This window comes from Halomonas huangheensis, from assembly GCF_001431725.1.
GTDB lineage: Bacteria > Pseudomonadota > Gammaproteobacteria > Pseudomonadales > Halomonadaceae > Halomonas > Halomonas huangheensis.
The window spans coordinates 274,660-300,326 of record NZ_CP013106.1 but is presented as its reverse complement, the minus strand read 5'-3'; the positions used below and the strand labels follow the sequence as shown (position 1 = coordinate 300,326).

Genomic DNA, 25,667 nt, shown 5'->3' with positions numbered 1-25,667 from the left:
AAAGAGAGTCGCAACGTCTCTTGACTGCTTGAGGCTGCAGAATGTTCAGTCAGCCTGGCTCTACACGGAAACACCCAAACCACCTGACCAGGGACAACAACATGCAGTTGCTGCACGGATTCCTATGGCTGACGGCATTCTGGCTGGCCGGTGACCTGGCCGTTCAACTGGGCGGCCTCCCGCTATCCCCCGGTGTCGTGGGGTTGGTGTTGCTGACCCTGTACTTTCTTGCTCGAGGTCGCGTCCATGGCACCATCGCCAGTGCCTCACAGCCGCTGATCATGATGCTGGCAATGCTGATCATGCCTGGAGTAGTCGGCGTATTTCAGGTGCTCGACCAGATCGAGGCGCATTGGCTGGCAGTGCTGATGTCGCTGACCCTCGGCACTCTGCTGAGCGTCGCCAGTACATTATGGCTGATGCGCCGCCTATTGCCGCGAAATACCGCCCCCCCGGAGACTGATCGATGAGCCAGGCCTTCGCCAGCTGGTTGCAGCACCCTCTACTATCGATTGCCCTATCGATCGGCGCTTATCTGATGAGCCTCAGGTTCTTCCAGCGTGTCGGCAGCCCGGGCTGGTGTCCGCCAGTACTGATCGCCTCGTTACTGGTCGCCCTGCTGTTGTGGCTGCTGGATATTCCCTGGCCAGCCTATCAGCGTGGTGCCGACTGGCTGATGCTGTTACTGGGCCCGGCCACGGTGGCCCTGGCGGTGCCTCTGTATCAGCAGATGCATCATGTACGAGCCCTGTGGCGGCCGTTGCTGGTGTGCCTACCGATCGCCTCTGCGCTGGCAGCGCTGTATGCCATCGCCATCGCCTGGGCGCTGGGAGCGCCTCCGGTGCTGCTCGCTTCGCTGGCTCCCAAGTCGGTAACGGCGCCTATCGCCATGGGAATTACCTCTACCCTGGGCGGGTCGATTCCGATTCTGATGGGCAGCCTGTTGATTACCGGGGTGGCCGCGACCACCTTTGTCACCCTGCTGGGTCGTTGGATGCGCATCGATGATGAGCGACTACTGGGACTGGCACTGGGTGTGAACGGCCATGCCATCGGTACAGTGCGCGCCTTCGAGATCGGTCCTACCGCCGGAGCCTTCGCTTCACTGGGCATGACGCTGACCGGTGTGTTGACCGCTTTGATGCTTCCTCTCGCCTGGCAGCTAGCGGCTTGAATGCGCCACCCATGTCGCTCTGCCCAGACACACCTCCTGTGGTCTGGGTCCCGACATGGCGACGTCGCAGCCGAGTTGAGATAGAATTCTGCGCCTGTATCCATCCTCAAACGAGAGAATCACTGCATGCCACAACGTATCGCCATCAATGGTTACGGGCGTATCGGCCAGTGTGTCTTGCGTGCCCTGATCGAGCGCAACGACCCTGAGCTTGAAGTCGTGGCAATCAATGAGCTCTCGGGGCTGGATACCATTACCTATCTGACCCGCTACGACACCACTCACGGGCGTTTCCCGGGAGAGGTCAGCAGTGCTGACCACCAGTTGATCATCAATCAACGCCCGATCCGGATACTCTCCGAAGCCGATCCCGACGCCCTGCCCTGGGAAGAACTGGGTATCGATCTGGTACTGGAATGCTCGGGCAGCTTCAAGGATCGTGCCACTGCCGAACGCCACCTGGCATCCGGGGCGCGCCGCCTGCTGTTTTCCCAGCCTGCCGAGAGCGATGTCGATGCCACTATCGTCACCGGTATCAATGATGCAAGCCTCGGCAGCGACGCTCGCATCGTCTCGGCGGCATCCTGTACCACCAACTGTTTGATCCCGGTACTGACCGTGCTCGATGAGGCATTGGGTATCGAACACGGTGTGACCACTACGATTCACTCGGCGATGAACGACCAGCCGGTGATCGACGCCTATCATCAGACCGACCTGCGTCTGACGCGCTCGGCGCTGCACTCCATTGTGCCGGTCGACACCAGCCTGGCACGCGGCATCAACCGCTTGATGCCACACCTGGCAGAACGTTTCCAGTGCCTGCACATGCGCGTGCCGACCATCAATGTCTCAGCCATGGACCTATCGATCTGTGTGCGGCGCGATACCGACGCTGCCGAAGTCAATCGCCTGCTTCACGAGGCAAGCCAGACGCGTCTGGCCAACCTGCTCGGCTATACCGAAGAACCCATGGCCTCGGTCGACTTCAACCACGACCCGCGCTCCGGTATCGTAGACGCCACCCAGACTCGGGTGGCCGGTGGCCGCCTGATCAAACTGCTGTGTTGGTTCGACAACGAATGGGGCTTCGCCAATCGCATGCTGGATGTTGCCCGCCGCATGGCAACGCTGGATACCTGACTGGGTAGGCCAGCCGGATTTTCCAACTAGTTTGACAGACACAGGGACCTGCCGATCATGAATGTTCGCAAGATGACCGATCTCGATCTCAAGGGGCAGCGTGTGCTGATCCGCGAGGATCTCAATGTGCCCATCAAGAATGGTCAGGTCACCAGCGATGCGCGCCTGCGTGCCAGCCTGCCGACCATAGAGGCGGCTCGCGCTGCCGGTGCCAGAGTGTTGCTGATGAGCCACCTGGGCCGCCCCACCGAAGGCACGCCTGCCGACGAATTCAGCCTCGCACCGGTCGCCACCCATCTGAGCAAACTGCTCGATACTCCGGTACGTCTGGTCAACGACTACCTGGACAACAGCCCGCAGTTGGAAGATGGCGAGGTCGTGCTGCTCGAGAACGTGCGCTTCAATGTCGGCGAGAAGAAAGACGATGAAGCGCTGGCGCGCCGCTATGCCGAGCTCTGTGATATCTTCGTGATGGATGCCTTCGGCACCGCCCACCGCGCCCAGGCCTCCACCCATGGTGTAGCACGCTTCGCGGCAACTGCCTGCGCGGGCCCATTGCTGGCAAATGAACTGGAAGCCCTGCAACTGGCACTCGCCACTCCCAAGCGCCCGATGGCAGCCATCGTCGGTGGCTCCAAGGTCTCGACCAAGCTGGAAGTGCTCAACGCCCTGTCCGAGAAATGTGACCAGCTGATCGTGGGTGGCGGTATCGCCAATACCTTCATCGCTGCCGCCGGTCACAATGTCGGCAAGTCGCTGTACGAAGCCGAGCTGGTTGAACAGGCTCGAGCACTGATGGACAAGGTCGAGATTCCGTTGCCTACCGATGTGGTGGTGGCCACCGAATTTTCCGAGTCTGCCGAAGCCGTGGTCAAGGCCGTCGATCAGGTCGCCGATGATGAGATGATCCTCGACATCGGCCCGGACACCGCCGCTCGTCTCGGCGACATGCTCAAGAATGCCGGCACCATTCTATGGAATGGCCCGGTCGGTGTATTCGAGATCGATCAGTTCGGTGGCGGCACCGAAGCTCTGTCACGAGCCATCGCCGCCAGCTCCGGCTTCTCGATTGCCGGCGGCGGTGACACCCTGGCAGCGATCGACAAGTACGCCATCGCCGATCAGGTGTCGTATATCTCTACCGGCGGCGGAGCCTTCCTCGAGTATGTCGAAGGCAAGACACTACCCGCCGTCGCGGCCCTCGAAGCCGCAGCAGCACAATAAACGCCCCAGGCACGGCGCCCACCGGTGACCGTGCCCCGTACAATTCAATTCAGTACAATTCAACTCAGCTCAACCCAGCACAACTTCATTTCCAGACAAGGTACTTTCATGGCACTCGTCAGTATGCGCCAACTGCTGGACCACGCCGCCGAATATGGCTACGGCGTTCCGGCCTTCAACGTCAACAACCTCGAGCAGGTTCGTGCCATCATGGAGGCAGCGGATGCCACCGATTCTCCGGTGATCCTGCAGGCCTCTGCGGGTGCCCGCAAGTACGCCGGCGCGCCCTTCCTGCGCCACCTGATTCTTGCCGCCGTCGAGGAATTTCCGCATATCCCGGTAGTCATGCACCAGGATCACGGCACCAGCCCGGCAGTGTGTCAGCGCTCGATCCAGCTCGGCTTCTCATCGGTGATGATGGATGGCTCATTGGGCGAGGATGGCAAGACACCCACCGACTACGACTACAACGTTGATGTCACCCGCCGTACCGTCGAGATGGCCCATGCCTGTGGCGTCTCCGTGGAAGGCGAACTGGGCTGTCTGGGTAGCCTCGAAACCGGCATGGCTGGCGAGGAAGATGGCATCGGTGCAGAAGGTAAACTGGATCACGATCAGTTGCTGACCGATCCGGAAGAAGCCGCTGACTTCGTCAAGGCCACCAATGTCGATGCTCTGGCGATTGCCATCGGTACCAGTCATGGCGCCTACAAGTTCACCCGTCCGCCTACCGGTGACACTCTGTCGATCCAGCGCATCAAGGAAATCCATGAGCGCATCCCCGACACCCACCTGGTCATGCACGGCTCATCCAGCGTGCCTCAGGAGTGGCTGGCGGTGATCAACGAGTTCGGTGGCGCCATCCCGGAAACCTATGGCGTGCCGGTTGCAGAGATCGTCGAAGGCATCAAGCACGGTGTGCGCAAGGTCAATATCGACACCGACCTGCGCTTGGCGTCTACCGGTGCAGTGCGTCGTTTCCTCGCCGAAAACCCGGCCGAGTTCGACCCGCGCAAGTACCTGAAGCTGACGACTCAGGCGATGAAGGACGTCTGTATCGCCCGTTATGAGGCCTTCGGCACTGCCGGCAACGCCAGCCGGATCAAGCCGATCAACCTCGAAGGCATGTTCGAGCGTTATGCTCGAGGCGAGCTGGCTCCCAAAGTCAGATAAGCACCTCTTGCCATGATCGACCGAGCCCCCGGAACGCTACGTCGTTCCGGGGGTTTTCATGTGTCGCTGTTGTTGCATCGAGCTGTTGTTGCATCAAGTTCCTACCGAATGAAGCTCTTCTGGACTGATAGCAATCCTGTCGGCAAGAAAGTCCAATAAAGCTCGCACACGTTGCGGCAGGTGGCCGCCCTGCCCAACATACACAGCATGCACTTCCTCGGTATCTCCCGGGTTGTACGCTTCGAGCACCGCTTGCAACCTGCCGGCTGCGATATCTTCGCTTACCTGGAACGCGGCCAGACGTGCCAGTCCCACTCCTGCCAGCACCAGGCGACGCAGTGCCTCGCCATCACTGGCCTGCGCATTACCGGTTACCGGCATCACGATATCTTCACCGCTGTCTCGCAACGGCCAACCCGCATGCCTACGCGGGTAGTTTTCGCCCACAAGATTATGGCCATGCAGCTCCTCCGGCGTGGACGGTACGCCAGTACGCGCCAGGTAGTCAGGTGCACCAACAATCACCATACGCGTGGCACCCAGTTTGCGTGCCACCAGACTCGAGCTTTTCAATGGGCCAGCGCGTACAGCAACGTCGATGCGCTGCTCAAGGATATCGCTGACTTCATCCGTCAGTACGATGTCCAATGTCACAGCGGGATAGCGCTCCAGAAACTCGGGGACCAATGGCAACAGGAAGTGGTACCCAAAGGGGACATTGGCATTCACTCGCAGTCGACCACGAGGGTCCGTACGTTCACTGACACAGCGCTCAGCCTCTTCCAGATCCGCGAGGATGCGTACGCCATGCTCATAGAATGCGCAGCCTTCCGCCGTAAGCTGGAGCTGACGGGTAGAACGATTCACCAACCGTGTCCCCAGGCGCAGCTCCAGACGCGTGACCAGCTTGCTGACAGCAGAAGGTGTCATGCCACAGACACGGGCGGCAGCCGAGAAACCGCCCTGCTCGATAACGCGTACGAACACCTCCAACTCACCGGACCGGTTGACTGACAGGCGGGTCATGCTCACTCCTTGTGATTTCAATTCACAAATGATGTGCCAGTGGTCAGTCTATTCCAACATGCTCGCTGGGCTCATGATCTGTGCATCGATCTCAAGGAGTTCATTGCCATGAACAGATCCACCCTCTCCCTTTTCGCCACCATGCTGCTGACCATAGCCCTCGTGACGGGTGCCGCCATACCTTCTGCATCAGCGGCGACTACCACACCTGAGTGGGTCGCGACCTGGCAAGCCAGTCCACAGCCAGTCTGGGAAGAAGATTTCCTGTTCCCCACCCATATCCCGACCTCGTTACACAATCAGACGGTGCGCCAGGTGGCACGCCTCAGCCTGGGGGGGCAGCGCCTACGTATCGTACTGTCCAATGCCTACGGAACCCAGCCACTTACCGTGGGCAAGGCCACTGTCGCACTGCCGCAGCAGGACGGTGCTGTCATCAGCACCAGCCTGAGCACCGTGACTTTCGGTGGACAACAGGCTGCAACAGTTCTTCCGGGAGCTTCACTGATCAGTGATCCAGTGGACCTGGCGGTAGCGGCGTTGGCACAGGTAAGCGTGAGCTTGTATCTACCGAATGTAACGCCAATACACACCTTCCACTGGGACGGACGCCAGACTGGCTGGATCGTGCCCGGCGATCAGACCACAGCGGCCGAGTTCCAGATGGCAGATGACTCTGCACAAACCACCACGGCCCGGCTTCTTTTGACAGGAATTCAGGTGGAAACCGACCAGGCCGCGCGTGTCGTAGTAGCCATCGGCGACTCGATCACCGACGGAGCCACGGCCAGCCTGGACAACGACAGCCGCTGGCCTGACTTTCTCGCCGCGCGTCTTGCGCCACATGGCGTAGCAGTGGTCAACGCAGGCATCTCCGGGGCAAGGCTGCTGTCGGATGGCATGGGCGTCAATGCGTTGGCACGTTTCGAGCGCGATGTACTGGCACAGCCGGGAGCAAGCAATGTCATCGTGATGCTGGGTATCAACGACATTGGCTGGCCGGACACCGCCTTTGCACCTGACGCCTCACCACCCACACTCGATTCCCTGATAGCAGGCTACCGCCAGTTGATCGAACAGGCCCACAACCGTGGTATGCATGTCACCGGCGCCACACTTACACCGTTCGAAGGTGCACTGCCCGGCACGCCGCTCTCCGACTACTACAACTCTGACAAGGAAGCCTTGCGTCAGCAGGCGAACGACTGGATTCGTCATAGCGGCGCTTTCGATGCTGTCATCGACTTCGATGCCGTCCTGCGTGCGCCGGATAACCCTACACGTATCGCACGACTCTACGACTCGGGCGACCGACTCCACCCCGGAGACACGGGTAACCGGGCAATGGCCGAAGCTGTCGACCTCGAAGCACTATTGCCAGACTTCGAGAGCGAGACCCTGTTGAATCAGTCATCGGCGATGAAAGAGATATCTCAATGACCACCACAAGCCTGCAGTGAGTCATCACTGCGGGCGAGCAAACGCCTTCTCGAACAGGAAGGGATCGTCAAAATGCCGCCGTCCGACAAAGACCGTGGCATGAGTGCCCCACTGGCGCATAGCCCCCGGACTGCGAATACCGGATGGCCACAGCAGGAAGCGCTCAAGACGCTCAGTATCGGGCACTAGCCCCTGATCATCGTAGAGACTGCGACGCCCTCCTTCGGGTAGTGGCAGCGAGCGGCGCCCATATTCCGGGGCCTCATTCACTAGCCGTAGCCGATAGGGAATAGCCGCGGACGGTACTGTCGAGGTTGCCGTAAGGTTGTGAAGAAAGTGACTGGTCGCTGCCAGATGAAGGGCCATACGCTGCCCGTCTGTCAGCAAAGGGGCCGCCGCTGGCGAAAGTGGCGCTTCGGCAAGGCCATGGTCCGCGGGTACTTCGATACGCTGTAATGGGGGTACTGGAAAGAACAGGTGGTAACAGCCACAGGGATGAATGCTGTCATGAATCAGTGGCCCGCCGTCCTCGCCAAGGGTTACCCGCCACACCAGCCCGTCCAGGCGGCCGCCGAGGATATCCGTTGCTCCACTGCGAGTCCGCGCCGGAAACCATACCGTATAGACCAGCTGTGGCAGTACCTGACCATGGAAACGGGTGTGGGCAAGGCGCACATCCGCTACAGGATGATTGGTATCCACCGCCGGTAGCGGGCCTTCGGGACCGGCTCGCCAGTAGGGACCTCCAAGTGCGTCATCATGATTGCGAGCGGTAATCGCGAAGAGCGGTGCATACCAGCCCGCCAGACGCAGCAGGTCATCGCCACTGATATCCAGCAATCCCAGCGGTGTTCGCGGTGCGTCACGTACCCACTGGGCAGCGCGGTCAGCATCTCGATCATCAATCGCAGGAAACGGCGCGTACCAGGTGACATCAGATGCCTCAGAGGAGTGCTGACCAAAGTCAGCAAGATACTCGGTCTTCCAGCCTTCGTAACCCGCGGCTATCGCTACGCTGGTCAACGGGTACAACCCCATTATTCGCCAGGCAGTGAGATAGTGGTCGGGCGCTTCCACCGCGTTCTCCAATGCCTCTCTCGCCACACTATCGTCAGCTCCCAGCAGTTCCTCTGCGAGCAATGACTCCGCACAGGTGTTGAGAGAAGCGGCAGGACTATCGGTCCCCAATTGCCGACTCAGTGACTGGCGCTGTGAAGCAGGAAGGTTCGCCGCCTCAATGCGTCGCGCCTCAGCGTCGAGGTCGCGCATCTGCCGCAACCAATCGACATAAGCGGCCGAAGATGGGTCCTGCGGCAATGTGCTGTTGAAGCTCGCCAGTAGGCGGCTGACACGCAGATAGGGAAAGTCTTCAATACGAGCATGGCCAGCGTCCGCAACACCTGCAGCCGCCACGACCTCATCGAATAGCTCAATGCGGGACAGACATACGGCAGCTCCAGGGGACGGGACCGTGCGCCACGTCGCCAGATTCATACAGCCACTTATCAGCAGTAACGACAATAGTGGCAACAGGCTCCACCAGCGCCTCACTCGGGTTCTCCATCCTGGCCACCCGACAGCATATGTACGCCACAGCTCCGAGTTCACGAACCTCAATGGCAGCCACTCCGCTGATATGTGTAAGTTGAGCCTCTCCCGCTCGACAGAAATATGCAACCACAGCAGATTTCGTGGAGCCGAGATGATGCCTCATCAATGGCGACAAATCTGCCGACACCAGATCACCATGTCATAGAACGAACATCTGGATGATAGACGTCTGATGCATGGCTCAGCCCCCGGACAGTGTGGCCTGCACCATTGAGGTGCAGATGATGCACAATTGAAAAACACTGTTCAAAAAATGTGGTTTTCGCTCTTGAACATGGGCAGAATCTACATAAATATGCAACACTGTTCGATAACTCCACTACATTGTTGCGAGGTCCACCATGACTCGCCCTATATGTCTGCTCTTCGACTGCGACGGAACCCTCGTCGATAGTGAACCCCTGCTGGCTGCCGAGATGGCTGCGAGCCTGACGGCGGCAGGCCTGCCGTTCCGAACCGAGGACTACATGGGCGGTTTTCGCGGTGCTCGCTTCCGCAACATCGTGGCAGCCCTCGAGGCTCAACATGGTCGGGTCGACCCGGACCACCTCGAGACACTCGAGGCGGTGATGCGCGCCAACCTCAATCAACGCCTTGCAACAGACCTGACACCAATCGATGGTGCTACCGAAGCCCTCGCGGTGCTTACCGACTACCCGATGGGCGTAGTGTCCAACGGCCCCGAGAACAAGGTCAGTACCTCGCTTAACACTGTAGGTCTGACCGAGGTCTTCGGTAACCGCATCTTCAGTGGCTATACCGCCAACTGCTGGAAGCCGGACCCCTGCCTTTACCTGCATGCCGCCAGCATCATGGGCTTTGCGGCCGAAGACTGCATCGCCATCGATGATGCCATTGTCGGCGTACAAGCCGCGCTGGCCGCTGGCATGACGGTGATCCACCTCAACCGTTTCCCGGATGCCGAGGAAACTCCCGAGGGAGCCATCATGATCACCAGCATGTTCCAGCTACCGACGGTCATCTCGCGCATTCAGCGCCAGCACCAGAGTGCCATGCAGGCTTCGCACGCCTGAGAGCGCTGCCACCGCTACTCCCCCTGAGGCTCTGGCCCGGTTTCGAATAGCCGAACCAGACTTTTGTCTAGCCATTGGTTACTTGCCTGTCGAGAGACCTGGATTTATTCTGAACATACAATGGGAACGTTCCCATTGTATGTTTCAATACGGAATCCAGCCATGTCCTCATCCATTCGGCCCGCAACCATCCTTGAGGTCGCCCGCATTGCCGGCGTTTCCAAGACCAGCGTGTCACGCTATTACAGCGGTGAGCGTGAACGCCTGTCGGCCGCAATGCAGCAGCGCATCTTCGCAGCCGCGAAGCAACTTGGCTATCAGCCCAACCCTCTGGCACGCGGACTCAAGGGAGGCCCTTCCGGACTGATCGGCATGCTGGTGGCGGATATCCGCAACCCGTTTTCGGTCGCGATCATGCATGGCGTGGAACAGGCTTGTCGTCAGGCCGGCCTATCACTGTTGGTATGCAACAGCGACAACGATCCACAGCAGGAACAGCAACAGCTGGCCCTGATGTCCTCGTGGCGCATCGAAGGATTGATCGTCAATGCTGCAGGTCGACACAGTGACGCCCTACGCCAGTTCGCCACCAATGGACCGCCACTGGTGCTACTGGACCGCCGCCTTGCGGATCTACAGGTCGATGAAGTCGGTCTCGACAACGTCGCCGCTATCGATATGGCCATTGATCACTTGCTCGATCGGGGCTATTCACGACTGCTCTATGTTACGGAGCCTCCTGCCCAGGCAAGCTCCCGAAAAGCTCGTCTGGAGCGTTTCGAAGCGCGCTGCCGGGATCAGAAATTGTCCAATGATGTGCTCTCCACCGAGTTGGATGATCAAGGGAGACTGGATACTGCCCTGGAGGTGATTTCCTCAGCTGATACTCCGTCGCGCCCTGCCATTCTGTGTGCCAATGGCCAGGTGACTCTAGCGGTGTTCCGGCGCATGCGCGCCCTTGGCCTGCATGCTGGCGATATCGGGCTCATTGGTATTGATGAGCTGGACTGGTGTGAACTTACCGACCCCGGCATTACCACTCTGGCACAGCCCACCGATGCCATCGGCAAGGCGGCTATCGCCTGTCTTCGCTCGCGTCAGGCCAGACGGAATACCGAACCTCGCTATCAATCCTTCATCCCTCACCTGATCGCGCGTGGCTCGACTCAGCCAACCGACATTTTCGACTCCCATCATCACGAGACACTTCCATGACTGCATCCCCCAAAGCACCTGAAATTCTCTCCTTCGGCGAAGCCATGGCGATGTTCGTTGCCAGCACGACTGGCGACCTCGCCGATATCGAGCACTTTTCCCGGGGTATCGCCGGCGCCGATACCAATGTTGCCATTGGCCTGTCACGGCTGGGCTTCCACGTCGGCTGGTTGAGCCGAGTCGGCAATGACAGTGCCGGCCGCTACCTCCGCCACAAGCTGGAGGCCGAGGGCCTCGATTGCCGCTATTTGACCACCGACCCGGAGCACCCCACGGGACTACTGTTCAAGGAGCGTGCCGAAGGTGGTGCCGATCCGTATGTCGAGTATATGCGCAAGAACAGCGCCGCCAGCCAGCTGTCATCGTTCGACGCCAGCAATGTCGATTTCTCCGCACTACGCCACCTGCATGCGACCGGCATTCCACCGGCGGTCTCGGCCAGTTGCCGTGAACTGTCCCGGCAGTTGATCCAGCAGGCCCGCAAGCAAGGCGCCAGCGTGTCTTTCGACCCCAACCTGCGCCCTACTCTGTGGGCTAGCGAAAACGAGATGCGCACCACTCTCAACGCCATGGCAGCGCATGCCAATTGGGTGCTACCGGGCTTGAGCGAAGGCCACCTGTTGACCGGATATGACCAGCCACAGGACATCGCTGGATTCTATCTCGACCAGGGTGCCGAGGCAGTGGTCATCAAGCTTGGCCCTGAGGGCAGCTTTTACCGCGGTATCCTGACCGGTACCGACGAAAGCTTCATCGTCGAGGGTATTCCCGTCGCCGAAGTGGTCGACACCGTGGGAGCCGGTGACGGCTTTGCAGTAGGCTTCGTCAGCGCGATGCTCGATGGACTAGGGCCACGAGAGGCCTTGATGCGCGCCAATCTGGTCGGCGCCGAGCAGGTACAGGTCATCGGCGATATGGAAGGATTACCCAGCAGGGAACGACTGCAACAGCTCGAAGCCGCTTCCCGGATGTGATAGAACGTTTCTGTACTATGTATGACAAACAACCGACTGAGCGATCCTCCTTCTGACTCGATGGGCCATCCTGAATGCCCCACGGCCATGCTCGGCAGCCACCAACAACGAGATCCGTCATGACAAAGCGTATTCTGGTATTCCGTGAGATCAACGACGACCAACTCGCCGCACTGCGCTCCGAGTTCCAGGTCGACTACCTGCCGCATATCACCGGCTTCGATGATCCCGAAGTGCTGGAAGTCCTGTCACAGGCACATGGTCTGGTCGGCGCCAGCCTCAAGGTGACCCCCGAGCTCCTTGACAAGGCACCACAGCTAGAGGCGATTGCCAGTATTTCCGTCGGCTATGACAACTACCCGGTCGCGGAACTGACTCGACGTGGCATTCTACTGTGCAACACACCGGATGTGCTTACCGAAACAACCGCCGACACTGGCTTCCTGTTGATCATGTGTACCGCGCGGCGCGCCACCGAGCTGGCGGAAATGGTTCGCCAGGGGCGTTGGACCCAGAACGTCGGCAAGGAGCTGTTCGGCTCCGACGTGCATGGCAAGACGCTGGGCATGATCGGTATGGGACGGATCGGTGCGGCCATCGCCAGGCGTGGTGCTCTGGGCTTCAATATGAAGATTCTCTACAGCATGGCGTCCCCCAAACCGGAGCTGGAGCAGTCGCTGGGAGCTCAACGACTGGAGTTGGATGCGCTACTTGAGCAGTCTGATATCGTCTGTGTCACCGTGCCCCTATCGGCGCAGACCGAGAAGTTGATCGGTGCCGAACAGTTCGCGCGCATGAAGCCCGAAGCGATCTTCGTCAATGTGGCACGCGGCAAGGTGGTCGATGAAGCCGCCATGATCCAGGCGCTGCAGGATGGCACCCTGCATGCTGCTGGCCTTGACGTGTTCGAAACCGAACCGCTTCCTGCTGACTCACCACTGACACAGATGTCCAATGTCGTCGCCTTGCCGCATATCGGTTCCGCAACACATGAGACACGCACCGCCATGGCGCAACGTGCCATCGACAACATCCGAATGGCACTGAATGGTGAGCAGCCGATCAGTCCGGTCAATGGCGAAGTGCTCGCGCAGACGAGCTGAGCATGGTGAATACACGGTGATGGCCCGCTCGGCTCAGGCAGACTCACCAAACACTCTAGCGAAAAGGTGCCTTTCCGAGCCCCGCGCTGGAGCATAGAGGGCGGCTGGACGGCCTCGGCCGCCTTCCAGCAGCGCCTCTCCGGTTTCTTCGAGCACTTCGGCATTGAGAATCCGCCGCCGGAAGGATTTCTTCTCCAGCTGCGTATCCATCAGCAATTCGAAGGCGTGCTGCAACTGAGTGAGGGTAAAGGGACGCCTCAGCACATGCACGGGCAGTACCGTATAGGCCGTCTTGTTCTTCAGGCGCTCCCGTGCCTCCTCGATCAAGGATGCATGGTCAAAGGCCATCTCCAGGTCGGCGACCTTCTCTACCGGCCACCAACGCGCATCATCGACGCCTTCGAGGAACTCTGCTGTCGGCGCCCAGGCAATCAGTGCCATGTACAGTACCGTCACCGACCAGCCGCGAGGGTCGCGACAGTCATTGCCCTGGCTTCCCACTTGTTCCAGCAACGGCGCCTCGACCCCAGTCTTTTCCCGCAACTTGCGACGAGCTGTTGCCTGTAGATCACCATCCTCATCCATGGCGATGAAGCCTCCCGGCAAGGCCCAGCGTCCCCGGTGAGGAAACTCTCCTCGCTTTATCAGCAATACCTGCAAGCGTGACTCATACAAGGTAAAGATAACCACATCGACGCTAACCAGCGGCCAGTCATAGCGGCGGGCGTCATACTGTTCGAGATATTCAGCTTCGGATTGCCATTCAGACATCGGAGACTTCCTTGTGCCATTACCATTAGTGGCTATATGCCAACAATAAGCCGTGTCTATTTCGCTGACAATGAGTCCATCGCCGGTAACGACCATGCCTACCTGACGTATAGCGCTGCACCACGGATCGAGGAACGCAGAATGGCGGGAAATGGCACCCGACACATGACTCGAAACGATTGTGGTTTATTTATTGGCTATCAGCCACTATATTAAACTCAAGCGATGGGTTTCATCGCTGCCACATCCGGCGCGTTAGCGGGATAGACCAATATCCGCGCCTTATGACTGGAGGGGCTCCGTCATGCGTAATCTGATTCTGAACACCGACTCCTACAAGGTCTCGCATTTTCTGCAGTACCCCGCCGGGACCCAGTATGTCTCCAGCTATATCGAGTCTCGTGGTGGTGCGCATCCGACAACGCTGTTCTTCGGCCTTCAGGCCTTTCTCAAGGAATACCTCTGCCACCCCATCAGCGCGACAGACATCGATGAAGCCGAGGCCGTTTGCCAGGCCCATGGTGTGCCGTTCAATCGCGAGGGCTGGGAATATATTCTACAGACTCATGACGGCTATCTACCGCTGGAGATCCAGGCGGTGCCCGAAGGCTCGATCATCGCCACCGGCAACGTCCTGGTGCAGGTAATGAACACCGATCCAGCGTGCGCCTGGCTGACCAGCTATGTCGAGACCGGACTACTGCGAGCAGTGTGGTACCCCACCAGCGTGGCCACTGTCTCCCGCTCCTGCCGCGATATCATCCAGCGTTACCTGGAACAAACCTCCGACACCACGGACAATCTGGCTTTCAAACTGCATGACTTCGGTGCGCGCGGTGCCAGCTCCGAGGAAAGTGCTGCGCTGGGTGGTGCCGCTCACCTGGTCAACTTCATGGGCACCGATACCCTATCCGGCATTCTTGCGGCACGCCGCTACTATTCCGCCGACATGGCGGGCTTTTCCATTCCCGCGGCTGAGCACAGCACCATCACCAGTTGGGGGCGGGATGGCGAGCTCGCCGCCTACACCAATATGCTCGACCAGTTCTCCGGCGACGGGCGCATACTGGCGGTAGTGAGTGATTCCTGGGACCTGTGGAATGCGATCGACAACCTGTGGGGCGATGAGCTGAAGTCACGTATTGAAACATCCGGTGGCACACTGGTGGTGCGCCCGGATTCCGGCGAGCCGGTCGAGGTGGTACCGGAAGCCATCGAACGCCTGATGGCTCGCTTCGGATATCGCACCAACAGCAAGGGGTATCGAGTACTACCAGACTGCATTCGTCTGATTCAGGGTGATGGTATCAATGCCCAATCCATCGCAGCGATCCTCGCTGCCATGAAGGAACGCGAACTGAGTGCCGACAATATCACCTTCGGCATGGGTGGCGCTCTGATGCAGAAGGTCCATCGAGACACCCATGAATTCGCCATGAAGGCTTCGGCGATCTGCGTTGATGAACAGTGGCGAGACGTCTACAAGGATCCGGTGACCGCCCCCGGCAAGCGCTCCAAACGCGGACGCCTTGCCCTTGTCGATGACGACCAGGGCTATCGAACAGTGCGCGAGGATGAACTCGACGGGCGCTCCAACGCTCTGGTAACCGTATTCCGCAACGGCCGAGTCACCAGGGAGTGGAGCCTCGAGGAGATTCGTCAGCGCGCCGCCGGGCATTGATACCTCCAACCTGCAAGAAGCCGCCTCAGACCATGCGATCTCCGCTACACTGGGGCAGCGTCTCTGCCAACCATCACTATCGAGTCGAGGTCCTCATGCCCGAAATCACTGCGCCCCTGTGTCTGCTGTTTGATTCCGACGGAACCCTTGTCGACAGCGAAATCCTGCTCGCCGAGGTGATGGGGGAAACGCTTCCTGAGTTCGGCCTTCCGTTCTCCGCACAGCAATACATGGAAGAATTCCGAGGTGTGCGCTTTCTCGATATCGTACTGACCATCGAGCAGCGCGTGACGCCCCTCACGGATGCCAGGCGCAGTGAGTTGGAAGCGTTGATGCGTCAGCGCATGGAACAACGCATGACCGCCGAGCTACAGCCTATAGCCGGGATACCAGAGGCACTGGCCACGCTCAGAGACTTCCCCAAGTCCGTTGTCTCCAACGGCCCGCTGGCCAAGATCCGGTGCGCCATGGCTGCCACAGGACTGGCCCACCATTTCGGTGAAAATCTGTTCAGTGCGTATGAACTGCAGGTATGGAAACCCGATCCCGGGCTCTATCTGGCGGCTGCCGAAGCCATGGGCTATCCCGCCGAACGCTGTGTGGTCATCGATGATGCCGCGGTGGGTGTCCAGGCCGGACTCGAGGCCGGAATGCAGGTTATCCATCTCAACCATTTTGCCGATCAGGAAAGTACGCCGGATGGCGCTATCGGCATCACTCATGCCCAGCAACTGGCCGAGCTCATCCCGCAGATGGCTGAAAAACTGTCCATTACGCTATCTGACGCCATCCTCTAGCCGGGCAGTCGCCGGGGTTCAGCGGGCGAGAAGCATCGGAAAACTATGCATTTTTCGTCAAGTGCCGCTTGTAGTTGCCCGAAGCCGCTATACTGATACCCCCGCCTGATCGACGTTTCGGGGGGTTGCCGCACTGCACAATGCTCCCTATTCTGACGTGACAGGCCCCTAATTTTCAGGAGACTCTCCATGCAAGAAGTGGTGATTGTTGCCGCCCGCCGTACCGCAGTAGGTTCCTTCGGTGGCTCGCTTGCCGGCGTTCCGGCCAGCGACCTTGGCGCCGCTGTAATCAAGGACGTGATGACCCAGACCGGAGTCGCTCCGGAGCAGGTTGATGAAGTATTGCTCGGACAGGTGTTGACTGCGGGAACCGGCCAGAACCCCGCCCGTCAGGCCGTCATCAAGGCTGGGCTGCCTGATACGGTTCCTGCCATGACCATCAACAAGGTATGTGGTTCCGGCCTCAAGGCCCTGCACCTGGCTGCTCAGGCCATCATCCTCGGCGATGCTGACCTGATCATCGCCGGTGGTCAGGAAAACATGTCACTGTCCCCGCACGTGTTGCCCAACTCACGCAACGGCCAGCGCATGGGTGACTGGAAGGCCATCGATACCATGATCCATGATGGCCTGTGGGACTCTTTCAACAACTATCACATGGGTATCACTGCCGAGAATCTGGCCGAGAAATACGGCATTACCCGAGAGGAGATGGATGCCTTCGCCGCAGCTTCCCAGCAGAAGGCCGCTGCCGCAATCAAGGAAGGTCGTTTCAAGGGTCAGATCGTTCCCATCGAGATCCCTCAGCGTAAAGGGGACCCGGTCGTCTTTGATACCGACGAGAACCCCCGCGAAGTCAGCGCCGACAAACTCGGTACCATGCGCCCGGCCTTCAAGAAGGACGGTTCCGTAACGGCCGGCAACGCCTCTTCGATCAATGATGGCGCTGCAGTCGTCATGCTGTGCTCTGCCGAGAAAGCGAAGGAGCTGGGTCTGGAGCCATTGGCACGCATCAAGGCCTACGCCAACGCGGGTGTCGATCCGGCGATCATGGGCATTGGCCCGGCACCGGCTACACGTCGTTGCCTGGAGAAGGCCGGCTGGAGCATCGATGATCTCGACCTGATCGAGGCCAATGAAGCCTTTGCCGCCCAGGCGCTGGCGGTCAACAAGGAACTCGGTTGGGATGTCGAGAAGATCAACGTCAATGGCGGCGCCATCGCCCTTGGCCACCCGATCGGTGCTTCCGGCTGTCGTATCTTCGTCAGCCTGCTCCATGAAATGATCCGCCGCGATGCGAAGAAAGGCCTGGCGACGCTGTGTATCGGTGGTGGTCAAGGTGTGGCACTGGCAATCGAGCGCTGATCAACACTCGAACGTACTGAAGGAAGGCAACACCGAACCCGCGCCGAATGGCGCGGGTTTTCTTTTCAGAACCGCGAATCACTTGCCTGGATGCACAGCGACTGGGCTTCCTTCGGCCTTGTGGGAAGAGAGCTGCCAAGGCGCAGCGATACGGAAGAAGCGCTCCACGACATCCGCAGGCACCGGCGCCGTCAGGCGCGAGACAATCACGAACACCGGCAGGTTGATCATCAGTCCCCAGAAGCCGCCGTGAATGCCCAGCGGATGGGGCCACAGCGTAATAAGCGCCACGGTCACCAGAAACCCTGTGACGATGCCGGCAAACACGCCTTTCGCTGTGGCTCCGGTCCAGAAGAACATACCAATGAAGGCCGGCAGCACCTGAGAGGCAAAGCCAAGACCGATCAGTAGAATCATCACCAGGTTACCGGGCTCGGCAATCGCCAGAGGTGCGATGATAAAGGCCATGATCGGCACGATCAGCCAGCGGGCCAGTTGCCCCGCCTTGCCATCGGAGAGCTTGAGCGCAGGCTGCAGCACATCCTTGCTCCACGACAATGCCACCGAGTGAATGAAAGGCTCGGATGACGACATGGATGCCGCCAGAGTACCCGCCCCCAGCAACCCCACCAGCACCACCGGCAGGTTGGCCATGGCGTATTCCAGAACTACCGTATCCGCCCGCTCCAGGTTCGGCAGCGAGTAGATGCCGATGAAGCCGACCACGATCATCGGCAGAATCACCAGGTAGTAGGTCGGTAAAAGGGTGGCACTACGGCGAATGGTACGTGCCGAGGTGGCGCTCATCCATTGCGTCCACACCGGTGGCATGAAGGACAACATCGAGACGATGATTGAGGTTGTCCAGAAGGCAAAGCTCATGTCACCGCCGCCACCGGGCAACACCAGAAACTCGGGGTTGCGCTGCTGGACCTCGGCGAACACCGCAGCGAAGCTCCATTCACCGGTTGCATGGTGCGCAGCACCGAGTCCAATGATCCAGGCCACGGCAAACATCAGAATGCCCTGGAAGACGTTGGTCTTGCCGATGGCTCGCTGGCCACTGACGTACAGATAGATGGCAATCGCCACCAGCACCAGCAGCACTCCAGCCCACACCGGAATCGCGCCACCGCTCATGACCAGCAGAATATAGGCCGAGCCGATGGTCTGCAGTACCGCATAGGCAATCGAACCCACCGACATCACCAGTGATGCCAGCGCTCCCAGCGCCGGGCTCTGATAACGGTCGGCAATGGCACTGGCCTGGGTGACATGACCAAATTTCGCCCCAAATGCCCACACCTTGGGACCGAAATACCAGGCCACCAATGCCAGGTATCCGAGATAGATCACCACATACAGCACTGGTACGCCCTTGGCGTAGGCCCAGCCCGGCGCTCCCATGAAGGTGTAGGCACTGACGCTGCCCGCGGCAATCAACAGGTAGAGAGTCACCGGCCCCATGCTGCGCCCGGCCACGCCCCACTCCTCGAGAGAGTTCATGGCTCGGCCGCCACGTGCAGCGAGCCCGATGAGCATGGCGATGACGATATAGCTCAGTGTGATCCACAGCGGAAGCAAGCTAGTCATGCTCTCCCTCCCCGACCAGCATATTGCCCAGCCACATCACGAGGGTGCAGCACATCAGTACGATGTAACTCCAGACCAGAAGCTTCGGCAGGCCGAGCACCAACACCGCCTGGTTGACCCAACCGACCACTGGCCAGATTCCTGCCACTATTACGCTGATGAAGGCCACCAACATCAGCCACCCTTTCCAACTGGAGGGGCGTACGAAGGTTGAACGCATCGGAAGTGTCCTTATCCATCGGTGACCGCAGTCCCGTCACCGATCCTGTCGATTGTGGAGATCCATTATCGTAGTCGTCACACGCTACATATTGCTTCAGGTCTGACAGGGCCAATTTGACGGCGTACCCTGCCACTTCTCGAACGCCGCCGCCAGTTGCAGAGCACGCAGGTCGGCAAATTTCGGGGTCACGATCTGCACACCTATCGGCATGCCATTACGACTGAAACCGGCATTGACCGCAATCGCCGGCTGCTCGCCCATGTTCCAGGGGACAGTAAAGACGATATGCTCGAAGGGTCGCGAAGGGTCATTGGTCGGCGATGGCCAGTCGGCAGAAAACTCAACATTGGGCGACACAGGTGAGATCACTGCATCTACCTCTGCGAGAGCGGCTTCGGTGGAACGGCGCATGGCCAGCGTCTGTTCAAAGCCGCGTACCACTCGGGTCGCATCCAGCCTGCGACCTTCATCCGCCCAGGCGAGAATTTCCGGCAGCATCAATTCGCGCTGTTCAGTCGTCAGTTCCATCAACGCGCTCCACTGGCGTGCCCGCCAGAAGTCATTGAGGCCATCCAGCATCTCGCGAGTCAGTACCGGTTCCAGCGGGATAACCTTGGCACCGGCCTGCTCAAACAGCCTTACTGCATCCGCGAGGCACCGCTGTACCTGCTCATCGACCGGGAGTCCGCAGCCTGCCTCAGCCATGACGCCGATGCGCATCCCGCGCACGTCAATGTCCAGTGCCGACCAGTCGATCAGCTCCGGCGGCAGGCGCATGGCATCGCGGCGATCCGTGCGCGCAATCGATTGCATCATCAGCGCGGCATCGGCCACCGTGCGTGTCATGGGTCCGGCACAGCGGCCGACGTAATAGGGATCGATGGGCACCCGGCCGAGGGTCGGCTTGAAGCCAACCACCCCACACCAGGCCGCGGGTAAGCGAATCGAGCCACCGATATCGGTGCCCAGATGCAGGGTACCGAACCCCGCGGCAGCCGCAGCACCGGCTCCCGAACTGGAGCCACCGGGATTATATTCCAGGTTCCATGGGTTACGCGTCAGTCCATGAAAGGACGAACGACCGGATGACAGCATGCCGTAATCGGGACAGGTGGTCTTGGCCAGCAACAGCGCACCGTCTTCGGCGAGGCGCATCGCCGCAGGTGCATCCTCATCGGCAGGAGGATGTTCTCCGGCACGGGTGCCGTGCGGCACCGGCGTTCCGCGCGTGGCAATCAGTTCCTTCAGCGTGACAGGCACCCCATCCAGCGGTCCACAGGGAGTCTGCTTCGTCCAGCGCTCGGTCGAGGCTCTTGCAGCGGCGAGAAAGCGTTCGGGGTCGTAGTCATAGAGGGCATTGATCTGCCCCTGGTGACGCTCAACGTGGGTAATCAGGGTGTCAGCATATTCTGTCGGCGAAAGCTGTCGAGAGCGATAGGCCTCCAGCAACTGCGCAGCTGTCCAGCCAAGAACATCGGGCATTGTTGTTGTTCCTTTCCTTGTGATCACTGATCAGCATGGAAGGCGGCAACAGTTACAGCCAATGCAATTACTCTCCCACCGTGCACACATATTGTGTTCACTGGTCACCCGCAGGGCGAAAGTGCAGCGAGGGCTTCCTCCAGCCGCTGCAGGCACGTTCTGACCGCCAGACTGGGAGAGCGGTGACGGTAGATACAGAGATCAACCCGCGTCTGCTCCAGTTCGCCAGCATGCAGTCCTACCGCAACCAACTGACCAGCCTCACATTCCCGAGCAACAGCGATCATCGGCAGCAACAGTACTGCCGCCCCCTCTCTGGCCAGCGCCTTCTGAGTTTCCAACGACTGGGTGGTAAAAGCGATCTGCATACTCAAGCCCCGGTCGCGGGCGGCACGATCCAATGCCTGACGTACACCGAAGGTGTCATCCGGAACAGCCAGCGGGTAACCGGCAATATCCGAGAGCGCCAGTGGTGCTGCCCAGGACAGAGGATGGTCGGGAGTCATCACTGCATAATGCTCCAGCTCCGCCGTTACTACCCGGACCACGTCGTCACGTTGGGGCAGAAAGTAGGCCAGACCAATATCGGCTTCGCCGGTACGCAATGCCTCGATCACACCACCAGCGCTGGCGATGCTGATACTGAACTCGAGTTGCGGAAACTCAGTCTGCAGGCTGGCAAGCGCTGGTGCCAGTACTTGAGGTACCACGCCCTCGGACACCTGGATCACCACTCGCCCGGTGCAGCGTCCCTGGAGATCGGCGATACGCGCCTCGACACGCTCGAGGTCACGCAGCGTCTGGCTGGCCTGCTCGGCGAGCAATTCCCCCGCAGGAGTCAGTCGTACACCCTCATGGGTGCGTTCCAGCAACTCCGCACCCAGTTGATGCTCGAGTTGGTCGATCTGTCGCGAAAGCGCCGTCGGCGCCACATGCAGACGCGCAGCAGCCTGGCGCAGCGAACGGCATCGCGCCACGGTATCGAAGTACTTCAACGCTCGCCATTGCATCGGCCACCTCCTGCAAAAGTTCACCTCAGCCTGATCAGCATAGCCGCTGTTCAGCGTGACCCGGAATTCGTCGCCGCGACAGCTGATGCTGGCGTGCACAGAACGACCAGCGCCGCCAGCATAAACAGCATGCCCGAGGTGTAGAGCACCGTACTCAGACCAAAGCCATCCACCACCTGACCTCCCGCCATGGCGCCGATGCCGATGGAAATATTGAAGACAAAGGCCATCAACGCCGTCGCTGCCTCGGCATTGGGCGCTGCTCGCAGAATCCAGGTCTGCAGGCTGACCGAGATGCTGCCGAACACCGCGCCCCACAGCATCAGCAATAGTGTCCCGGCGATTCCTGGTCCCGCAAACCACGGAAAACTCAGCGTAGCCACCGCCAGCAGCATCGGAATCACCAGCACCGTGCGCCAGGGATTGCGCCCTGCTGCAGTTCCGGCAATGAAATTGCCCATCAGACCCGCGCCACCATAAAGCAACAACAGCGTGCTGACGTTGGCCAACGGAACGCCTGCGATCTGCTGCAGAATCGGGCTGATGAAGGTATAGGCGGCAAAGTGGCCGACTACGATCAAGGCCGTGGCATATACGCCCACACGCACGCCCCGGCTGGAGAACTGTCCGAATAGATTACTCAGCCGCACCGGCTGGTTGGCGGGAAGTGGCGGCAGCAACCACCACAGCGCTATTGTCACTACAGCACTACCGGCGGACATGGCTGCAAAGGCCACGCGCCAATTGGTCTGCTCGCCCAACCAGGTACCCGCAGGAACACCCAGTACCGACGCACCCGCCACCCCACTGAAGATAACGGCCATCGCCTTCGGTACCTGAGGCAGAGCGACCAACCGCGAGGCCAAACCACCGGCAATCGCCCAGAAGCCACCGATGCACACGCCCACCAGTATGCGCGTGGCCAACAGCAGCGTGAAACTGTCCACCATCGCGCCCAGGGCGCTGGCAAGTGTCATCAGTGCCATCAATACCGTCAGCATCCAGCGTCGATCCAGACGCCCCACCGCTACCGGCAACAACGGCGCGGAAAAAGCCGCCACCACCCCGGGTACGGTGATCATCAAGCCGGCAATGCCGGGAGATACTTCAAGTGCCGTGGACACTTGCGACAGCAGCCCGATGGGCAGCTGTTCGGCGGTAACCAATAGAAATATCCCTACCATCACCGCCACCACACCCCACCAGTCGCGTCGTTCAGTGGTCTGTCGGGGTGGGTATCCTGTCCCTTCTGTCATCGTTCTTCCTGAAACATTCTGTCTGAAACATACTTCCGAAACCCAGTGCGTCAACTCTCGACCGCTTCGGCCACTTCAGCCAAGTGAAAAAAACGCCCCCGAGGCGTAAGCGACGGGGGCGTTGCAAGCGGGGTAAAACCGAAAATCAGCTTTCGGTTTCTGCCGCCTCGGCTGCGAACGCTGCCTTTTCCTCTTCGGTAATTTCCTTGAGGGTCAGCTTGACGCGGTTACGGTTGTCGATGTCGAGCACCTTGACCACGACCTCGTCGCCCTCATTGAGGAAGTCACGCACGTCGTTGACACGCTCGGGGACGATCTGGGAGATGTGCACCAGACCGTCGGTACCAGGCATGATGTTGATGAAGGCGCCAAAGTCGGCGATGCGCACCACCTTACCGTTGTACAGTTTGCCGATCTCGGCTTCAGCGGTAATTGCCAGAACGGTGTCGATAGCCTTCTTCGCCGACTGCTTGTCCTCAGCGTAGATACGCACGGTGCCATCGTCGTCGAGGTCGATGGAGGCACCGGTGTCTTCGCAGATCTTGCGAATGGTCGCACCACCCTTACCGATGACGTCACGGATCTTGTCCGGATCAATCTTGATGGTTCCCATCGACGGCGCGTTATCAGACAGTTCGGCACGGCTCTCGGCAATGACGGTGTTCATCTGATCAAGAATGTTCAGACGAGCTTCATGGGCCTGGGTCAATGCCGCTTCCATGATCTGCTCGTCGATACCCTCGATCTTGATATCCATCTGCAGCGCGGTGACGCCTTCAGCAGAACCTGCCACCTTGAAGTCCATGTCACCGAGGTGGTCCTCGTCACCAAGGATATCGGTCAGCACGGCAAAACCATCGTCATCCTTGACCAGACCCATGGCGATACCCGCCACCGGTGCCTTGATCGGTACACCGGCATCCATCAACGCCAGTGAGGAACCGCACACCGAGGCCATGGAGCTGGAGCCGTTGGACTCAGTGATTTCAGAGACCACACGAATGGTGTAGGGGAACGCATCTTCGGCAGGCAACATTGCCTGAATACCGCGGCGAGCCAGACGGCCATGGCCAATCTCGCGACGCTTGGGACCACCCATGAAACCTGCCTCACCCACGGAATAGGGAGGGAAGTTGTAGTGCAGCATGAAGCGATCCTTGCGCTCACCTTCGAGCGACTCGATCAACTGCGAATCACGCAACGTGCCAAGGGTTGCCACGACTATCGCCTGGGTCTCGCCACGAGTGAACACTGCTGAACCATGAGTCTTGGGCAGCACACCAACGGCGATGTCGAGCGGACGCACGGTCTTGAGATCACGACCATCGATACGCGGCTCACCCTTGACCACGCGTGAACGCACAACACGCTTCTCGAGACCGGCAAAAGCACCTTCAACGTCGGAGGCATCGAATTTGCCTTCACCTTCACCCGCCAACTGCTCGACAGCTTCCGCCTTGAGCGCGGCCAGTGCATCCTGACGCTGCATCTTGTCAGTAACACGATATGCCTCACCCACTCTGGCTTCAAAACCACTGGCCAGTGCTTGCTTGAGCGCGGTGTTCTCGGCGGCCGGCTGCCAGTCCCACTTCGGCTTGCCTGCTTCGGCAACCAGCTCGTTGATGGCCTTGATGGCGGTCTGCATTTCCTGGTGACCAAACAACACCGCACCCAGCATCTCGTCCTCGAGCAGTTCCTCGGCTTCGGACTCGACCATCAGCACGGCTTTCTCGGTACCTGCCACCACCATGTTCAGCTCGGAACCCTGCAGCTCCTCGACGGTGGGGTTGAGGAAATATCCACGCTCCTCGTTGAAAGCCACACGAGCAGCACCGATTGGGCCACCGAACGGCACGCCGGAGATCGCCAGCGCAGCAGAGGTGCCAATCAACGCTGCGATATCCGGATCATGGTTGCGATCGGTGGACAGCACGGTACAGACGACCTGCACTTCGTTCATGAAGCCCTTCGGGAACAGCGGACGGATCGGGCGATCGATCAGACGCGAAGTCAGGGTTTCCTTCTCGGTCGGGCGTCCTTCACGCTTGAAGAAGCCACCGGGAATCTTGCCAACGGCATAGGTCTTTTCCTGGTAGTGGACAGACAGGGGGAAGAAGGGCTGTGCCGGATTCGCCTCCTTCCGGGCCACCACGGTGCACAGCACCACAGTGTCGTCCATGGTAACCAACACAGCGCCAGTGGCCTGGCGGGCGATACGCCCAGTTTCCAGGGTTACGGTGCTACGACCGTACTGAAATGTCTTCTTGACCGGATTCACGGTGACTTCCTTTACTTTTCAATGTTTGGGTCTTTTGACTCGGCCAACATTTTAGGGGCTCAAGCGGCATAGAGCCACCAGTTAGGCTATTTTT

The 25,667-nt window shown here is 59.6% G+C and carries 22 protein-coding genes; 13 read left to right on the top strand and 9 right to left on the bottom strand.

Annotation, left to right across the window (positions count from 1 at the left end; genetic code table 11):
- Positions 1-101: 101 nt before the first annotated feature.
- From AR456_RS01415 to fba, 5 genes are all read left to right on the top strand, one after another.
- On the top strand, positions 102-470 hold the full coding sequence (locus AR456_RS01415; RefSeq protein ID WP_021819059.1) for a CidA/LrgA family protein: 369 nt from the start codon (positions 102-104) through the stop codon (positions 468-470).
- Positions 467-1,174, top strand: a complete 708-nt coding sequence (locus tag AR456_RS01410) for an LrgB family protein (protein ID WP_021819060.1) — start codon at positions 467-469, stop codon at positions 1,172-1,174. Before AR456_RS01415 ends, AR456_RS01410 begins: the two co-directional genes overlap by 4 nt.
- A 126-nt stretch (positions 1,175-1,300) precedes the next feature.
- Positions 1,301-2,317, top strand: a complete 1,017-nt coding sequence (locus tag AR456_RS01405) for a type I glyceraldehyde-3-phosphate dehydrogenase (RefSeq protein ID WP_021819061.1) — start codon at positions 1,301-1,303, stop codon at positions 2,315-2,317.
- 57 nt (positions 2,318-2,374) lie between these two features.
- Entirely contained in the window at positions 2,375-3,541 is a 1,167-nt protein-coding gene (locus AR456_RS01400; protein ID WP_021819062.1) for a phosphoglycerate kinase, read from the top strand.
- A gap of 108 nt (positions 3,542-3,649) precedes the next feature.
- On the top strand, positions 3,650-4,714 hold the full coding sequence (gene fba / locus AR456_RS01395) for a class II fructose-bisphosphate aldolase (RefSeq protein WP_021819063.1): 1,065 nt from the start codon (positions 3,650-3,652) through the stop codon (positions 4,712-4,714).
- A 93-nt stretch (positions 4,715-4,807) separates the two neighbouring features.
- Here the strand turns inward: fba and AR456_RS01390 are convergent, their stop codons facing one another.
- Positions 4,808-5,740 carry a LysR family transcriptional regulator gene (locus tag AR456_RS01390; protein WP_021819064.1) on the bottom strand — a complete coding sequence of 311 codons (933 nt, stop codon included), beginning with the start codon at positions 5,738-5,740 and terminating at the stop codon, positions 4,808-4,810.
- Between the two features lie 108 nt (positions 5,741-5,848).
- On the opposite strand from AR456_RS01390, the gene AR456_RS01385 reads away from it, so the two are divergent.
- Positions 5,849-7,180: an SGNH/GDSL hydrolase family protein gene (locus AR456_RS01385; protein ID WP_155829265.1), complete on the top strand. Its 1,332-nt coding sequence runs from the start codon at positions 5,849-5,851 to the stop codon at positions 7,178-7,180.
- A gap of 24 nt (positions 7,181-7,204) precedes the next feature.
- Here the strand turns inward: AR456_RS01385 and AR456_RS01380 are convergent, their stop codons facing one another.
- Positions 7,205-8,731, bottom strand: coding sequence for a hypothetical protein (locus AR456_RS01380; protein WP_021819066.1), 1,527 nt, complete (start codon positions 8,729-8,731; stop codon positions 7,205-7,207).
- 401 nt (positions 8,732-9,132) lie between these two features.
- Here AR456_RS01380 and AR456_RS01375 point away from each other — a divergent pair, with 401 nt between their 5' ends.
- From AR456_RS01375 to AR456_RS01360, 4 genes are all read left to right on the top strand, one after another.
- Positions 9,133-9,825, top strand: coding sequence for an HAD family hydrolase (locus AR456_RS01375; RefSeq protein WP_021819067.1), 693 nt, complete (start codon positions 9,133-9,135; stop codon positions 9,823-9,825).
- A gap of 162 nt (positions 9,826-9,987) precedes the next feature.
- Positions 9,988-11,040: a LacI family DNA-binding transcriptional regulator gene (locus AR456_RS01370; protein WP_021819068.1), complete on the top strand. Its 1,053-nt coding sequence runs from the start codon at positions 9,988-9,990 to the stop codon at positions 11,038-11,040.
- Positions 11,037-12,014 carry a sugar kinase gene (locus AR456_RS01365; protein WP_021819069.1) on the top strand — a complete coding sequence of 326 codons (978 nt, stop codon included), beginning with the start codon at positions 11,037-11,039 and terminating at the stop codon, positions 12,012-12,014. Before AR456_RS01370 ends, AR456_RS01365 begins: the two co-directional genes overlap by 4 nt.
- A 119-nt stretch (positions 12,015-12,133) precedes the next feature.
- Positions 12,134-13,117, top strand: a complete 984-nt coding sequence (locus AR456_RS01360) for a 2-hydroxyacid dehydrogenase (RefSeq protein WP_021819070.1) — start codon at positions 12,134-12,136, stop codon at positions 13,115-13,117.
- Between the two features lie 33 nt (positions 13,118-13,150).
- On the opposite strand, the gene AR456_RS01355 is transcribed toward AR456_RS01360, so the two are convergent.
- The gene (locus tag AR456_RS01355) at positions 13,151-13,888 is read right to left on the bottom strand and encodes an NUDIX hydrolase (RefSeq protein ID WP_021819071.1); all 738 of its coding nucleotides are present in this window, start codon (positions 13,886-13,888) and stop codon (positions 13,151-13,153) included.
- 304 nt (positions 13,889-14,192) lie between these two features.
- Between AR456_RS01355 and AR456_RS01350 the strand changes: the two genes are divergently transcribed.
- The 3 genes from AR456_RS01350 (at position 14,193) to AR456_RS01340 (ending at position 17,731) form a co-directional block, all read left to right on the top strand.
- Positions 14,193-15,569 (top strand): nicotinate phosphoribosyltransferase, encoded by a 1,377-nt coding sequence (locus tag AR456_RS01350; protein ID WP_021819072.1) that lies wholly within the window; start codon positions 14,193-14,195, stop codon positions 15,567-15,569.
- 95 nt (positions 15,570-15,664) lie between these two features.
- Entirely contained in the window at positions 15,665-16,366 is a 702-nt protein-coding gene (locus AR456_RS01345; protein WP_035588526.1) for an HAD-IA family hydrolase, read from the top strand.
- Positions 16,367-16,555: 189 nt separating this feature from the next.
- Positions 16,556-17,731, top strand: coding sequence for an acetyl-CoA C-acetyltransferase (locus tag AR456_RS01340; protein WP_021819074.1), 1,176 nt, complete (start codon positions 16,556-16,558; stop codon positions 17,729-17,731).
- 78 nt (positions 17,732-17,809) lie between these two features.
- On the opposite strand, the gene AR456_RS01335 is transcribed toward AR456_RS01340, so the two are convergent.
- From AR456_RS01335 to pnp, 6 genes are all read right to left on the bottom strand, one after another.
- Positions 17,810-19,324, bottom strand: coding sequence for a sodium:solute symporter family protein (locus AR456_RS01335; RefSeq protein ID WP_021819075.1), 1,515 nt, complete (start codon positions 19,322-19,324; stop codon positions 17,810-17,812).
- On the bottom strand, positions 19,317-19,544 hold the full coding sequence (locus AR456_RS01330; protein ID WP_021819076.1) for a hypothetical protein: 228 nt from the start codon (positions 19,542-19,544) through the stop codon (positions 19,317-19,319). The genes AR456_RS01335 and AR456_RS01330 overlap by 8 nt, the downstream gene beginning before the upstream one ends.
- Before the next feature lie 96 nt (positions 19,545-19,640).
- Complete coding sequence (locus AR456_RS01325) at positions 19,641-21,029, bottom strand: amidase (protein ID WP_021819077.1); 1,389 nt, start codon at positions 21,027-21,029, stop codon at positions 19,641-19,643.
- Positions 21,030-21,133: 104 nt separating this feature from the next.
- Complete coding sequence (locus AR456_RS01320; RefSeq protein ID WP_021819078.1) at positions 21,134-22,039, bottom strand: LysR family transcriptional regulator; 906 nt, start codon at positions 22,037-22,039, stop codon at positions 21,134-21,136.
- Between the two features lie 50 nt (positions 22,040-22,089).
- Positions 22,090-23,295 (bottom strand): MFS transporter, encoded by a 1,206-nt coding sequence (locus tag AR456_RS01315; protein WP_021819079.1) that lies wholly within the window; start codon positions 23,293-23,295, stop codon positions 22,090-22,092.
- A gap of 145 nt (positions 23,296-23,440) precedes the next feature.
- A complete protein-coding gene (pnp, locus tag AR456_RS01310; RefSeq protein ID WP_021819080.1) occupies positions 23,441-25,573 on the bottom strand; it encodes a polyribonucleotide nucleotidyltransferase in 2,133 nt (710 codons plus the stop codon).
- Between the last annotated feature and the right edge of the window lie 94 nt (positions 25,574-25,667).

Bases quoted from the DNA above. Each gene is read 5' to 3' on its own strand.
- AR456_RS01415 (WP_021819059.1), top strand. From the start codon at position 102: ATGCAGTTGCTGCACGGATTCCTATGGCTGACGGCATTCTGGCTGGCC.
- AR456_RS01410 (WP_021819060.1), top strand. From the start codon at position 467: ATGAGCCAGGCCTTCGCCAGCTGGTTGCAGCACCCTCTACTATCGATT.
- AR456_RS01405 (WP_021819061.1), top strand. From the start codon at position 1,301: ATGCCACAACGTATCGCCATCAATGGTTACGGGCGTATCGGCCAGTGT.
- AR456_RS01400 (WP_021819062.1), top strand. From the start codon at position 2,375: ATGAATGTTCGCAAGATGACCGATCTCGATCTCAAGGGGCAGCGTGTG.
- fba (WP_021819063.1), top strand. From the start codon at position 3,650: ATGGCACTCGTCAGTATGCGCCAACTGCTGGACCACGCCGCCGAATAT.
- AR456_RS01390 (WP_021819064.1), bottom strand. From the start codon at position 5,740: ATGACCCGCCTGTCAGTCAACCGGTCCGGTGAGTTGGAGGTGTTCGTA.
- AR456_RS01385 (WP_155829265.1), top strand. From the start codon at position 5,849: ATGAACAGATCCACCCTCTCCCTTTTCGCCACCATGCTGCTGACCATA.
- AR456_RS01375 (WP_021819067.1), top strand. From the start codon at position 9,133: ATGACTCGCCCTATATGTCTGCTCTTCGACTGCGACGGAACCCTCGTC.
- AR456_RS01370 (WP_021819068.1), top strand. From the start codon at position 9,988: ATGTCCTCATCCATTCGGCCCGCAACCATCCTTGAGGTCGCCCGCATT.
- AR456_RS01365 (WP_021819069.1), top strand. From the start codon at position 11,037: ATGACTGCATCCCCCAAAGCACCTGAAATTCTCTCCTTCGGCGAAGCC.
- AR456_RS01360 (WP_021819070.1), top strand. From the start codon at position 12,134: ATGACAAAGCGTATTCTGGTATTCCGTGAGATCAACGACGACCAACTC.
- AR456_RS01355 (WP_021819071.1), bottom strand. From the start codon at position 13,888: ATGTCTGAATGGCAATCCGAAGCTGAATATCTCGAACAGTATGACGCC.
- AR456_RS01350 (WP_021819072.1), top strand. From the start codon at position 14,193: ATGCGTAATCTGATTCTGAACACCGACTCCTACAAGGTCTCGCATTTT.
- AR456_RS01345 (WP_035588526.1), top strand. From the start codon at position 15,665: ATGCCCGAAATCACTGCGCCCCTGTGTCTGCTGTTTGATTCCGACGGA.
- AR456_RS01340 (WP_021819074.1), top strand. From the start codon at position 16,556: ATGCAAGAAGTGGTGATTGTTGCCGCCCGCCGTACCGCAGTAGGTTCC.
- AR456_RS01335 (WP_021819075.1), bottom strand. From the start codon at position 19,324: ATGACTAGCTTGCTTCCGCTGTGGATCACACTGAGCTATATCGTCATC.
- AR456_RS01330 (WP_021819076.1), bottom strand. From the start codon at position 19,544: ATGCGTTCAACCTTCGTACGCCCCTCCAGTTGGAAAGGGTGGCTGATG.
- AR456_RS01325 (WP_021819077.1), bottom strand. From the start codon at position 21,029: ATGCCCGATGTTCTTGGCTGGACAGCTGCGCAGTTGCTGGAGGCCTAT.
- AR456_RS01320 (WP_021819078.1), bottom strand. From the start codon at position 22,039: ATGCAATGGCGAGCGTTGAAGTACTTCGATACCGTGGCGCGATGCCGT.
- AR456_RS01315 (WP_021819079.1), bottom strand. From the start codon at position 23,295: ATGACAGAAGGGACAGGATACCCACCCCGACAGACCACTGAACGACGC.